Source organism: Nibribacter koreensis, from assembly GCF_039541795.1.
GTDB classification, from domain to species: domain Bacteria; phylum Bacteroidota; class Bacteroidia; order Cytophagales; family Hymenobacteraceae; genus Nibribacter; species Nibribacter koreensis.
This window is the reverse complement of record NZ_BAABGX010000001.1, coordinates 1,605,544-1,618,631: the sequence shown is the minus strand read 5'-3', so window position 1 is coordinate 1,618,631 and position 13,088 is coordinate 1,605,544. Positions and strand designations below refer to the sequence as shown.

Genomic DNA, 13,088 nt, shown 5'->3' with positions numbered 1-13,088 from the left:
GCTATGAGATAGGGAATAAGAGAACAACGAAATAATAGCGCATTTAGATATAGCCGCCTGCAATTTCCCTGCCCATTTCTTTGGCGAGAAGACAAAGCAGCGTCGTTTTTGGTCTGTTTTACAGAAAACAGGCCAAAAACGAAGACCTTACTCGCTTCTGAGCGCTTGAATGGGATTAAGCAACGCGGCGCGCGCGGCCTGAATGCCCACGGTGGTAAGGGCAATCACCAGTGCGCCCAAAGACGCCAGAACAAACAGCCAGACACTCAACTGCACCTGATAGGCAAAATCCTGCAACCAGTACTGCATGCCCAGCCAGGCCAAGGGCAAGGCTAGGGCAATGGCCACCAATACCAGCAGGGCAAAGTCTTTGGACAGCAAGAGCACAATCTCCCAGACGGTTGAGCCCAGCACCTTACGTATGCCAATCTCTTTGGTGCGCTGCTCAGCTGTGAAGGAGGCCAATCCAAACAGACCCAGACAGGCAATCAAAATGGTGAGAATGGCAAAATACCCGAAGATGGCCAGCATCTTCTCTTCGGCTTTGTATTGCTGGTCAAAGAAATCGTCTAAAAAGAAAGACTCTACCGGGTGCTTGGGCGCGAAGGCTTTCCATTGCCGCTCTATAAAAGCAACGGTTTTGGCCATGTCCTTTCCCTGTATCTTAGTGAGCAGGTAGCCATTGGAATGTTTGACCGGCACTATAATGAGCGGCTCTATAGGGCTGTGCAGGGTGGCGTAGTTGAAATCTTCAGTGACGCCAATCACCTTGGCGTCATAGTCAATGAGCTTGATGCGCTTACCCAACGGTTTATCATATTCAAGCCACTTGGCGGCGGCTTGGTTGATAATCACGGCGCCTTTTTCATCTGAAGGAATACTTTTATCAAAACCTCGGCCTTCTACAAAATCAATGCCCAATAGTCTCAGAAACCCTGGTTCTACAAACATCACGTTCATGGTTTTGTCCAGCTCTCTGCCGTCTTTGTCTTCCGCCAGCACCAAGATCCGGCCCAGGTCCTCGCCGGGAATATTGCCCGTCTGTGCCACCGCCGTGATGTTAGGATGCTGTTTTAGTTGTTCCATGACCACAGACAGATGCCGGGCCACGGTGGTGTCTCCCACGGGCAGGTCAATGGCCAACACCTGCTCTTTGTCAAAACCCAGGTTCTTGTTTTTGATGAACTGCAACTGGCTGTACACTACGGCGGTGCCAATAATCAAGACCAGCGAGATGGTAAACTGCAACACCACCAGCGTCCTCCTCAGCCAAGAATTGCCGCTTCTGGGGCTTTTATCAGACTTAAGCACCTCTACCGGCCTAAACCCTGACAGGAAGAAGGCTGGATAACTCCCCGCCGCCAGTCCCACAAACAACAGAATGCCCAGCAGCGTGAGAATGAACTCCAGGTTGAGGAAAGAGGAGAGGGTAAACTGCTTATCTGTTAGTTGATTGAACAGCGGGATGGACAGCTCAGTCATGGCCAGGGCCAGAATCAAGGAAACCAGCGTGATTAAAATGGACTCGCCCAGGAACTGTTTAATGATATGGTAGCGGTCGGCGCCCACCACTTTGCGCAAGCCCACCTCGCGGGCGCGTTTGGCAGAGCGGGCGGTGGCCAGGTTCATGTAATTGATGCAGGCAATCAGCAACAAGAAAAGCGCCACCATGCTAAAGATGTACACGTAGGCTTTGTTGCCAGAAGGGGAGATGTCACGCTCCAGCGAGTTGTCCAGGTGAATCTCCTGGATGGGCTGTACCTCAAAGTTGACAGTGGCGCTCAGCTGCTGTTCCCGTATCCAGGGCTCAATGGTGTTTTTGACCATGCCGGCCAGTTTCTCCTCAAAATTGGGAAGGCTTTCTGGGGTATGCAGCGTAAAATACGTGTAGAAGGCCATGGCCAGCCACTTGCTTTCAGCAAAAGCTGCGCCCGCTGGGTCTTTGCCTAGACGGATGGCCTCGTCCCGAGTAGCCTGTGATAAAAACGCATTCACCTGCAGATGGGAATGCTGGTAGGGTTTGACCACGCCCGTCACCGTGTAGGTGTACCGGGTAAAGGAAAGCAACTGCCCCATGGCGTCCTCTACGCTGCCAAAGAACTTAAGCGCCAGGTCCTCAGAGAGTACTATCTTTCTGGGTCCGTTTAAGGCGGTGGCGGGGTTGCCAGCCAGAAAGGTGTGCGGCACCACCTCAAAAAAAGTACTGTCCACAAACACCAGATGGTCTTCCATGAATGGCTGCTGGCCCACCCAGATGGTTTGCTTGTCTATGGTTGCCAAGCGGGTGGCTTGTTTTACCTCCGGGATTTCTCGCTTTATGTGTTCGGCGAGCGGAAGTGGAGAGAGCCCAAAACGATCATTCTTGCCTTGAAAGTTGATGTTGCTGACAATGCGGTAGATGTTCTGTGAATTGGGAATCTCGCGGTCATAGGTGAGCTCATGTTGCACAAACAAGAAAATGAGCAAACACGCAGAAATACCCGTGGCCAAGCCCACAACGTTGATGGCTGAGTAGACAGGGTTTCTGAGCAGATTGCGCCAGGCTATCTTTAAGTAGTTCTTGAGCATGGGTTAGTAGAATACTGCTATAGGCAACAAGTGTTTTTGCGCTGATTTCTCAAAAATAGCCTAAAATCAAGGCTTATGGCTAGTGGTCCGTGCTGTGGATGGTCTGTCATCAAAGACAGCTTTTCCGTTTTTGACCTGTTTTGGGTAAAATAACCCAAAAACGCAGATCAGGTGGCACCATAGGTCCGTTCTCCAGAAGCTTCTTCGCTGCCGGGCATGGTACTTTTATTAAACGAAACCCTTGAGCCTGAGGCAGTATGTACCCAAGATGGCAAACAAGGAGATTCATTGATTTCCAGGGGACGCTGCCTCAATTGTGCAAACGTAAGATGCAAGGGTTGTTCTAAAAGCAATTGTAAGAAAGACATAAACGTGGGTTCTGGCAAACCTATACCCAAACTAGATGCCAACTTTGTAAAGAGCTGGTTTTAAGGATTATCTGCCATAGAGGTAGGCGTATTTTGCAATCAACTGTCCGAAAACGTACATTTATTCGTCTAAAAACGTACACAGTAGAGACAGCCACCGTACAGTGAGGTTTGGTAACCTCTTGAGTAACAGCCTATAGCCTTGTTTTGTGCACCCTGGCCTTGGTATGGCACCTTCTTTGTCTTGTGTTCCCCCAAGTGAGTTCCATTTTGACCTTAGTATGAGCAAAACCAACTGCCGTATCTTGATAGTGGATGACCAGGAAGACATCCTCACCGCCGGGCGCATCTTTTTAAAGCAGCACTTTTCCCTGGTGCGCACAGAAATTCACCCAGAGCGGTTGCCAGAGCTTTTGAAGAAAGAGTCTTTTGACGTCATCTTGTTGGACATGAACTATACTGCCGGGGCCACCTCTAGCCGCGAAGGCCTGGACCTGCTCCAAAAGATTCTGGAGATTGACCCTCAGGCCATTGTGGTCATGATGACCGCCTACGGCGACATAGATCTGGCGGTGCAGGCCCTAAAGCTGGGCGCCTCAGATTTTGTGGTCAAGCCCTGGCACAATGAAAAGCTGCTGGCCACCTTGACCGCCGCCTGCAAACTTAGCCAGTCTACCTCTGAGGTGGCGCACCTGCGCAGCAAACAACAGCACCTCAATGAGGCCATGAACCAAGTAGGCGTGGAGCTGGTGGGTAACTCGCCGGCCATGCAGAAGGTGTACCAGACCCTGGAGAAAGTAGCCGCCACAGACGCCAATGTCCTAATCTTAGGCGAAAACGGAACGGGCAAGGAAGTGGCCGCACGGCTCTTGCATCGCCTTTCCAAAAGAGCCAGAGAAGTCTTCATACCAGTAGATTTGGGCGCCGTCACGGAGACCTTGTTTGAAAGTGAGTTGTTCGGGCACGTGAAAGGCGCGTTCACAGACGCCAAAGAAGACCGTATTGGTAGATTTGAGGTAGCCTCTGGCGGAACCCTGTTTCTGGATGAGATAGGCAACGTCTCCTTGCCCTTGCAGGCCAAGTTACTGACCGTTTTACAAAACCGGGTAGTGACGCCGGTGGGTTCCAATAAACCCAAGGCAGTGAACGTCAGGCTGATCTCGGCTACCAACATGCCGCTCTATGAGATGGTGAAACAGGGTAAGTTCCGGCAGGATCTGCTCTACCGCATCAATACCGTTGAGATTCAACTGCCACCCTTGCGGGAGCGCAAAGAAGACATTCAGCCGTTAGCCGAGCGTTTTTTGGCTGTTTTCGCTAAAAAGTACCAAAAGCCCGAAGTGCACTTGTCTAAAGTGGTGCTACATAAACTCATGGCCTACAGCTGGCCCGGCAACATACGTGAGCTGGAGCACACCATGGAGCGGGCCATGATCATGTGCGAAACCGGCAACCTGCAACCCTCAGACATTTACCTCTCAGAAAGCGCCAGTGAACTAGAGGAAGTGGGCTTGAGCAAAGACCAGACTTTGGGCAACGTTGAGAAGACCTTAGTACAACAGGCCCTGCTTAAAAACAATGGTAACATCACCCACGCTTCTAAAGAACTAGGCATTACGCGCACCGCCTTGTACCGGAGAATAGAGAAGCATGGACTTTAATCCATTTAACGTACGGGTGGTGGTTAGGGTGGCCGGCCTGGCCTTTACCCTGTTTCTGGCTATTTACATTGGCGTGCGGTATGAGTGGTACATCTCCATGTGCTGTCTTTTTTTCATTGCCGGAGCCATGGCCCTGGAGCTCATTCAGTACGTTAAGCGCACCCACCAGGACATGCTCAAGTTTCTGGGGGCCATCAAGCACTCTGACTTTACCCTGCGGTTTGCCGTGGAGGGCGCGCCGCCCCAGTACCGCGAGCTGCACCGCATGTTCAATGACATCACCGAGTCCTTCAGGCAGATAAAGGCCGAGAAAGAAGTGCACCACCAATACCTGCAAGGAGTAGTGGAGCACCTTCGCATTGGCCTCATCACCTATGACAAGACGGGCCAAATTCAATTGATGAACAAGGCTGCCCACCGGCTGCTGGATTTGCCTTTTCTCCAGAACCTGAACGCCGCCACCAAGCTGTACCCTAACCTGACCGAAGTTGCGTTTGGCGAACCTACCCAGGAAGGCAAGCTCATCAAACTCAAGCAACTCACCGAGGAGGTCTTGCTCACCGTACAAGTCTCCAGCCTGCGTTTGCAGGGCCAAGAGATCAGGATCATGTCCTTCCAGAACATCCGCTCAGAGATGGAGGCGCAGGAACTGGACGCCTGGAAGAAGCTCATCAATGTGCTTACACATGAGATCATGAACTCCGTGACGCCCATCATTTCGCTCACGTCTTCCATCAGTGACTTGGTACAGTCAGAGTTAACCCCCGTGGCAGAGGCGGGCCACTTAGATGTAGACACCATGGAAGACCTGCAACTGGGCTTGCGCACCATTGAGAAACGTACCCGGGGCATTCAGCACTTCGTGGAAAACTACCGCCGCCTTACCCGCGTGCCGCCGCCGCGCCGGGCGCCGCTGAACATCCAGGCGCTTTGCGACCATGTGTCCAGGTTGGTAGAAGCCCAGATGAAAGACCAGCACATCCAGTTCTTGATGCAGCTGCCAGAAGAGGTTCTGTGGCTCAACGCCGATGCCGAGCAACTGGAACAAGTGCTCTTGAACCTCCTCAAGAACGCCATGGACTCCTGCGCTCAGATGGAAGATCCCCGTATTTTACTGAGAGCCGTGAAAGACCCCAAAGCCGAGCATCTGGTGCGGGTAGAGGTGGTGGATAATGGCGTAGGGATTGCGCCAGATGCCCAGGACCATGTTTTTATTCCGTTCTATACCACCAAGCCGCAGGGGTCTGGCATTGGCTTGAGCTTGTCCCGGCAGATGGTACGTCAGCATGGCGGCAACCTGCATTTCACGTCTAAGCCGCACCCGCAGACTACTTTCTTTTTGACCTTGCCTTTGTTGGTGGAGAAGGGGAAAGAATAGGTTTTTCGTTTTTGGCTTGTTTTCTGGGAATAAGGCGGAAAATGATTTTGATGGCTGATTGATAATTGTTGATTGCTTTTGCAGGAGGAGTTTTTTTGAATTAACCTCTGGCGCTAGTCTTAAGACCCGTGACGTGGGGTGCGGCGAGTCTCCAGACTAGCGGGTTTTATTTGTGGCGGTTTCCATGGCGCAAGCGTCCGCTTGTGTCCGCTCGCATAGCTGATCTTTCTTTCTATAGCAAGGATGTTCTCTCCGCCGTTGTTGGTGTTATCACCAACGATCAAGACTGCTTCTCCAGCTACAAATACCCTTGCTACTGCTTAAGTGCACGCATTTGGCTGTTCCCTCGGTAATGCCGTTTGTTCCGGTGCTCACCACCTTGCTTGTTGCATTTCCTCCGCCAAGCGCTCACGGCCGCGGGGCCTCGTTTTGGCCCTTCGCACTGCTGTTGTACTCTGGGCCTTTGGCCCCGCCTTTCAGGCGACGAAACAACAGAGGCGCTCAGGACCAAGACTGGTTCTGGTCCCAATGCTGTGTAGGCTTATTGGTTATATGGGTTAGTTGTAGGTAAAGTCCGTCCCTGTCGCTGCATAGTCATTCGTGCCAAGGCACGGTTCTGTTTATCTGCTGGCACGGGTCCGGCGTAGGCCTGCGGCCGTCTGCCGATTGTAGCGTCGTGGCACCGACACGACGTGGTCCTACGCAGCAATCAACCACCCAGCTCTGATAGCCCCGTTCTCAGAAACTTAAATTATATCTATTCATGTCCAAGAGAAGAGCCTGTATTTATAGAGGCGTTCCCGTTGCATGGGAGCCCTTTGTTCTGCGGAACGACGCTACAATTATAAGTGCCGTTTTCGGCGTCTTTTCCAGAAAACAGCCTGAAAACGCAATGCCGTCGCTCAATAGACCTCGTAGCGTCCTAATGGACCTACGAGCGTCTGCGCCAAGGACTACGATGTCCGGGATTAACAATTCCTTAGGCACCAGCCTCATCCCAACACGCATTTCATTCTGAAAGACTAAATCTACCCCAGACTGATTACTGTTCACTGCTAACTGAATCACTTTTCTCAAGGCAAATGCTGTTGCACAATCTGGCTGAGTTGCGGGGCTGGAACCACGCCGGATTGACGCCAGAGCGACTTGCCTTGATGGAACAGGATGAGCGTAGGGATGCCCTGTACGCTGTATTGTTGGGCTACTGCCTGGTTTTTGTCTACGTCTATTTTAATCACCTTGATTTTACCCTGGTACTGCTGAGCCACCTGTTGCAGGATGGGAGCCATGGTTTTGCAGGGTCCGCACCAGTCGGCGTAAAAGTCTACCAGGACGGGCATGCCGGGGCTGTTAATGAGTTCAGTGAAGGATTTCTTAGCCATGTTTTCTTCCTCAGATGTAAAATTCTCTATACGTGAGTTGCGTCTATTTAGCTTGTCAATAAGGTGTATTTTGAGCCTCGTTTTTGGCTTGATTCTGGTAAAATAGGCTAAAAACGGGGGGCAAGCAAAGGAACTATCCAAAGGGCAAACGCCTTTTAAAAAGACAAATCAAAAGACTTCATGATTCTTAAATCTATATATGCGCTGTGGCTGGCGGCATCTTTGTTTGGCTTCACCGCCTCCTGCAAAGAGCCAGATATGCCCGAGGCACCGGCTGCGCCTGCACCCGAGAAAGAACTGCTGGTCTCTTCAGAGAAATTGACCACCGTCACCGCCGCGGGCCTTAAACAGATAGCCCTCAACAATGGCCAAAAAGAACTGGCCGCTTTGGTCAAGTATGATGTGGACGTGTACCGCCTTACCTATTTGACCACCTACAAAGGCCAGGAGGTGAAAGCATCTGGCTTGGTGACGGTGCCCTTGAAGATAACCAAAGCGGCGCCCATTCTGAGTGCCCACCACGGTACCACCTTTGACCAGCAGTACGCGCCTAGCAACTTCTCCCTGAACTCCTTGACGGGGTTTGAGGTCTTTGCGGCGGCGGGCTACCTAACCTTGGTGCCAGACTACCTGGGCTACATGGTGTCTAAGCAAATTTTCCATCCTTACTATGATGTGCAACACTCGGGTTTGGCGGTGGTGGACATGATCAAGGCCGCCAAGAGTTTCTTCAAGAAGAATAACATCAACGCTTCTCAGGATTTGTTTCTGGCGGGCTACTCTGAAGGCGGGTACGTGACCTTGGCGGCTCAGAAGGAAATAGAGGAGAACCCCCGCCATGGATTAACGGTGACTGCCTCTGGTGCGGGTGCCGGTGGGTATGATCTGGAGGGAATGCTGGCACGGGTGATCTCGGGTGAGTCATACCAATACCCGGCTAACCTGGCGTTTATCTTGCATGCGTACAACGTGACCTATGACTGGAACCGCCCCATGACTGATTTCTTTCAGGAGCCGTTTGCCGGCCGCTTGCAGGAGTTGTTGAACGGCACCCGAAGCAGCAGTTCCATCAATCCAGCCCTGGCCACTGATCCGGCTAAACTGTTCAACCCAAAGTTTCTGGCAGGATTGAAAGGCGATGGCGAACAAACCTTAAAAACTGCTCTTAAGCGGAACAGCCTCAAGTACTTCGTGCCCAAGAGCCCTACACGCCTCTACCACGGCACGGCAGACAACATGGTGCCCTTTGACAACTCAGAGAAAACCTATGCGGCCATGAACGCCGCTGGTGCCACCAACCTAAAACTAGTGCCCATTAAAGGCGGAACGCATTTCACTAGCCTGGAACCCATGATCAGAGACTTGATTCCCTGGATTGAAGGATTCCACACGCAGCAATAGAAGAGAGGAATTTATAAAACGGAAGCGCCCGATGTTCTGCATCGGGCGCTTCCGTTTTTGGGCTGTTTTCTATGAAATAAGCCAAAAACGGCCTAGCTCACCTTTTTCAGTTTGGTCACCACCCACATAGACACCAGCGTGAAGAAGGTAGCAATTAAACCAACCTTCCCGAAGCCAATCAAGTCATCTTGGCCCGGAGCGTTGGTAATGATCAAGCCGGCCAGGAAGGCCGCCAGGCCAGAGGCCAGCTGCTGCACCGAAGAGTTCACGCTCATGAAACTTCCCCGCAGCCTGGGTTCCACGCTGGAGGTGATCAAGGACATGGCCGGCACAAACCTCGCCCCAAATACAATGAAGAACAACGTGGTGACCACAAAGGCTTGCCAGTGCGGCACCTGGGGAAGGTTGGTGACAATAAGAATAGGAATGACTGAGAACAAGGCCGCCATCATGAAGACTCGCTTCTTGCCAAACTTATCAGCTAGCTTGCCGGCCAGTTGGGAGGTGACTACCGTGGCCAGACCGCCAAACAGGTAAATGTAGCTGAGCTCGGCCTCTTCAAACCCCACGTTGGCCACCATGTAGGGACTCAGAAACGGTACTACGGTAAAGCCTGCCAGGGACAGGGTCACCATCAAGGCAAAAGCCCAAAGGCAGTTGGCGCTGGTGAAGATGGTTAAAATGACCTTGCCCGGGTGTTGCGGAAAATGGTGGACCAAATGCTCGCGCATGTTGGGCAGCATGCGCCAGGCCATAAACAACACCAACACGCACAAACCCGTCAATAGATAAAACGGCGCATGCCAGCTGGCATGGCTGGCCAGGTACAAGCCAATGGGAATGCCCCCAATAGACGCGATGGAGAAAGCAGCCATCACTTTGCCCGTGGCCGCCCCGCGCCGTTCCTCAGGAATGGAGTCGCCAATGATAGCCAGCACTAGCGCACCCAACACGCCGCCAAAGGCACCAGCCAATACACGGGCAATGAGTAAAAAGCCAAACGTAGGGGCCAAGGCGCAGGCCAGGGTGCCTAGCGTGAAACCCAGATAAAGGGCCAGCAGCGCGTATTTGCGGTCAAAACGGTCAATGAAGAAGGCGCTCAGAAACCCAGAGATGGCGGCGCTGAACGTATAGGCAGACACCAGAAACCCAAACTCGCGCGGACTTATCTGGAAAACCCGCATCAGTTGGGGGCCTAGCGGCATCATAATCACAAAGTCCATGATGTGCGTAAACTGGATGGCCGCCAAAATAAAGAGCAGCCAGCTTTCGCGCAGGGGTACTACCGCAGGAGGTGGGGAATTCTGTAACATGGTCAAATAAAAAATGGTCACCACCGGCAACCAAGTCAAGTACGCAGGCCGTCACTGCTGGTTTAACAGCTAAGGACTACGGCTACTAAGGTAAGGGTAAACCAGACGGCGTGCATATTGTTGTAGATTTTAAGTTTCCGTTCAAAAACAAGGCAGCGTGGCTAAGCAAAGAAAGAAATACCTGGAGAGTGCCGGCCCCGTGTGCGGATTATGCGAGCGCGAGGTAGGCTTTACCACTTTGCACCACCTCATTCCCAGAGAAGAGGGCGGCAAGCATGGGCCCACGGTACCTTTGTGCCAGCCCTGCCACAGCACCCTCCACCTCACCTACACTAACAAAGAACTGGCGGTGCTCTACAACAGCGTGCCTACCCTGCGTGCCGCAGAAGGCTTGCAAAAGTATCTGACCTGGGTGAAGAACAAACGGCTGGACACAATCACCAATCGGCGGAGCCGCCGTACTAGAAAAAGATAAAGCTTTCATTTTTGGCCTGTTTTGGAGAAAAGAGGTGAAAAACGGACCAAGCATCCTGATCGTCAAACGGAGACACCAGTCTCAGGAATAGCTAGTAAGCACCACCGCTGGCCGTTATGTGCGTGTAAAAAGAATAGAGGAGTGGATGAGGAGCAGGTGCGGTTTTTTTTTCTATATATGTACGTTAAACAAGAAGCAGGGCATTGCAGGTGTTGTTGCTACTTGTTGAAGGCAGTTTTATGCATATATCATGTAGAATATGATGGTTATTGCCAACGTCCCCTTTTATGAATTAAGTGTCAATAAGCAGAAGAACAGGATCTACTTCTGTGCCCAAACCACGCTAAGCGCGCCTTCCCAAGTGCCAGATCTTTTCCAGGATTGGCAACGGGCCCTGCAGGAGGTAGACAGAGGCTTCACCTTTCTGGCAGACCTGAGCAAGGTAGACGCGTTTCCGCATAACCTGGAGGCCATGACCGTGCAAGCCCAGAAAGCCATGGTGGCGGCAGGCATCTACCAGGCCGCCGAGGTCTTTACCAAAGAGGAGGTGGAGCTAAGGCTGACCCAGATCTCAAAGTTGTCTGACTACCCACTCAACATCTTTGACAACACCCAGGATGCCGAGCGCTGGTTGGATGAAGTGATGGAAGAAAAACATCTATAAAAGATAATATTTGGCCAGTCTATTAACATACAGCCTGTTTTCCCGTTTGGCAAAGAAGAAGACCTGTAATGTTTGAGTAAACCCTACGCTCCCTATACTATGAAAAAGATTCTTTGTCCGGTAGATTTCTCCAAGCCGTCTACCAAAGCCGCCGAATATGCCGTGCAAATAGCCCAGCGCACCAATGCGGCCCTTACGCTGCTGCACGTACTGCATTTGCCCATGCTAGATACCACAGAATCTGCCATGGCCGCCAGTCAGCTATTGGATGAGCAGCGCCGCTACGCCGCAGACAAACTGCACGCCATGGCCCTGCACCTGCAGACCTTGCCCAATGCCAGTGGCATGCAGATTGACTTTAAAGTGCAAGAGGCATTCTTAGCCGATGCCGTTGAGCGCCTTACCCAAGAAGACGACTATGACTTTGTGGTGATGGGCACTACCGGTGGCGGCAACACCCTGGAAGAGATACTGATAGGCAGCAACACCGAGAGCGTGATGAGCCAGGTAAAATGCCCGGTGCTGGCCATCCCGGCCAACGCCAGCTTCCCAGAGATTCACCGCATTGTATACGCCTCAGATTACCAGCCCGAAGACGCCAAAGCCTTACAGCAGGTACTCTCTGTGGCCTCGCTGTTTGAGGCAGAGGTAGAAGTGGTGCACGTAAGCGAAGAAGCCAATGAGGCGGCCAGCCAGAAAGGCCGTGCGTTTATGGAGGGACTGCGTGGGCAACTGGGGCAGTACCCTATCCAGTTCCATGAAATCATCCATAAAGAAGAAGACACCGGCTTAAAGCAGTACTTAAGCACCACCAATAGCAACATGCTGGCCATCTTGAAGAAGCGTAGAAGCTTTTTTAAAAACCTTTTTGGCATGAGCCTGGCCGAGAAAATGACGTATCAAACCAAGCTGCCCCTGCTGGTACTGCACGCAGACGCATAAATTTCAACCATGCCTACTTCTTCAACAGCTACGGCAAAGACGCCGGTCAGCTGGCTTAAAATCGCGGCTTTTGCCGCGATTTACATTATATGGGGCTCTACCTACCTGGCCATTGTCTTCGCGATAGAAACCCTGCCGCCTTTTTTGATGGCTGGCCTGCGGTTTCTGCTCGCTGGGGCGCTATTGTACACGTTTGCCCGGTTTAATGGAGCGAAGGCTCCTTCAAAAATCCACTGGCGCAGTACCTTTATCATTGGCGGTCTATTGTTGTTAATAGGCAACGGTGCGGTGGTGTGGGCAGAGCAGTACGTGGCTTCTGGCATTGCCGCCCTTTTGGTGACCACAGAGCCTTTGTGGGTAGTGGCCTTGCAGTGGGCGGGCAAAGAGAAAGCCAAGCCCAACAAGGTAGTGCTGCTGGGTATGCTCATTGGCATGGTGGGCATGCTGGTGCTGGTGAATCCCTGGGAGAATGCCCAAAGCGTAGAACTGTGGCCGTCGCTCATCATCTTTATAGCGGCCGGTGCCTGGGCCTTGGGTTCCCTGTATTCTAATAAGGCCGCTTTGCCCAGTTCACAAGTACTGACTACGGGCATGCAAATGCTATGCGGCGGAGCCTTGTTGTTAACCGCTGGCACCGTGGCCGGCGAGTGGCAGACCACAGTTTGGTCTGAGGTGAGCAGTAAGTCCTGGCTGGCGTTTGGGTATTTGTTGGTGTTTGGCTCCTTGATTGCCTTTACCGCCTACAGCTGGCTGACCAGGGTGGCACCGCCCGCCCAGGTTTCTACCTACGCGTATGTAAACCCCGTCATTGCCGTTTTTCTAGGCTGGGCGCTGGCCAATGAGCAGATTACGTGGCAAACCCTACTGGCTGCTGCGCTGTTGGTTACCGCCGTGGTCATCATTACCCTTACATCAAAGCATTAACTTTACTGCTGA

10 protein-coding genes are annotated in these 13,088 nt (G+C 52.2%); 7 read left to right on the top strand and 3 right to left on the bottom strand.

The annotated features are described in order from the left end of the window. Positions 1-147: 147 nt before the first annotated feature. A complete protein-coding gene (locus ABD880_RS07005) occupies positions 148-2,568 on the bottom strand; it encodes an ABC transporter permease (protein WP_345164022.1) in 2,421 nt (806 codons plus the stop codon). A 649-nt stretch (positions 2,569-3,217) separates the two neighbouring features. Between ABD880_RS07005 and ABD880_RS07000 the strand changes: the two genes are divergently transcribed. Together ABD880_RS07000 and ABD880_RS06995 are read left to right on the top strand one after the other, a co-directional pair. Continuing rightward, on the top strand, positions 3,218-4,597 hold the full coding sequence (locus tag ABD880_RS07000; RefSeq protein WP_345164020.1) for a sigma-54-dependent transcriptional regulator: 1,380 nt from the start codon (positions 3,218-3,220) through the stop codon (positions 4,595-4,597). Continuing rightward, a complete protein-coding gene (locus tag ABD880_RS06995) occupies positions 4,587-5,975 on the top strand; it encodes a sensor histidine kinase (RefSeq protein WP_345164018.1) in 1,389 nt (462 codons plus the stop codon). The genes ABD880_RS07000 and ABD880_RS06995 overlap by 11 nt, the downstream gene beginning before the upstream one ends. A gap of 1,073 nt (positions 5,976-7,048) precedes the next feature. Here ABD880_RS06995 and trxA read toward each other — a convergent pair. Beyond that, positions 7,049-7,417 carry a thioredoxin gene (trxA, locus tag ABD880_RS06990; RefSeq protein ID WP_345164132.1) on the bottom strand — a complete coding sequence of 123 codons (369 nt, stop codon included), beginning with the start codon at positions 7,415-7,417 and terminating at the stop codon, positions 7,049-7,051. Positions 7,418-7,537: 120 nt separating this feature from the next. Between trxA and ABD880_RS06985 the strand changes: the two genes are divergently transcribed. After that, the gene (locus ABD880_RS06985) at positions 7,538-8,758 is read left to right on the top strand and encodes a lipase family protein (protein WP_345164016.1); all 1,221 of its coding nucleotides are present in this window, start codon (positions 7,538-7,540) and stop codon (positions 8,756-8,758) included. A 92-nt stretch (positions 8,759-8,850) separates the two neighbouring features. On the opposite strand, the gene ABD880_RS06980 is transcribed toward ABD880_RS06985, so the two are convergent. Beyond that, positions 8,851-10,071: an MFS transporter gene (locus tag ABD880_RS06980; protein ID WP_345164014.1), complete on the bottom strand. Its 1,221-nt coding sequence runs from the start codon at positions 10,069-10,071 to the stop codon at positions 8,851-8,853. A gap of 157 nt (positions 10,072-10,228) precedes the next feature. Here ABD880_RS06980 and ABD880_RS06975 point away from each other — a divergent pair, with 157 nt between their 5' ends. From ABD880_RS06975 to ABD880_RS06960, 4 genes are all read left to right on the top strand, one after another. Next, the gene (locus ABD880_RS06975) at positions 10,229-10,546 is read left to right on the top strand and encodes an HNH endonuclease (protein ID WP_345164012.1); all 318 of its coding nucleotides are present in this window, start codon (positions 10,229-10,231) and stop codon (positions 10,544-10,546) included. 259 nt (positions 10,547-10,805) lie between these two features. Beyond that, positions 10,806-11,210, top strand: a complete 405-nt coding sequence (locus tag ABD880_RS06970) for a hypothetical protein (RefSeq protein ID WP_345164010.1) — start codon at positions 10,806-10,808, stop codon at positions 11,208-11,210. 99 nt (positions 11,211-11,309) lie between these two features. Then, positions 11,310-12,152 (top strand): universal stress protein, encoded by an 843-nt coding sequence (locus ABD880_RS06965; RefSeq protein ID WP_345164008.1) that lies wholly within the window; start codon positions 11,310-11,312, stop codon positions 12,150-12,152. 9 nt (positions 12,153-12,161) lie between these two features. Further along, a complete protein-coding gene (locus ABD880_RS06960) occupies positions 12,162-13,076 on the top strand; it encodes an EamA family transporter (protein ID WP_345164006.1) in 915 nt (304 codons plus the stop codon). Positions 13,077-13,088 lie beyond the last annotated feature (12 nt).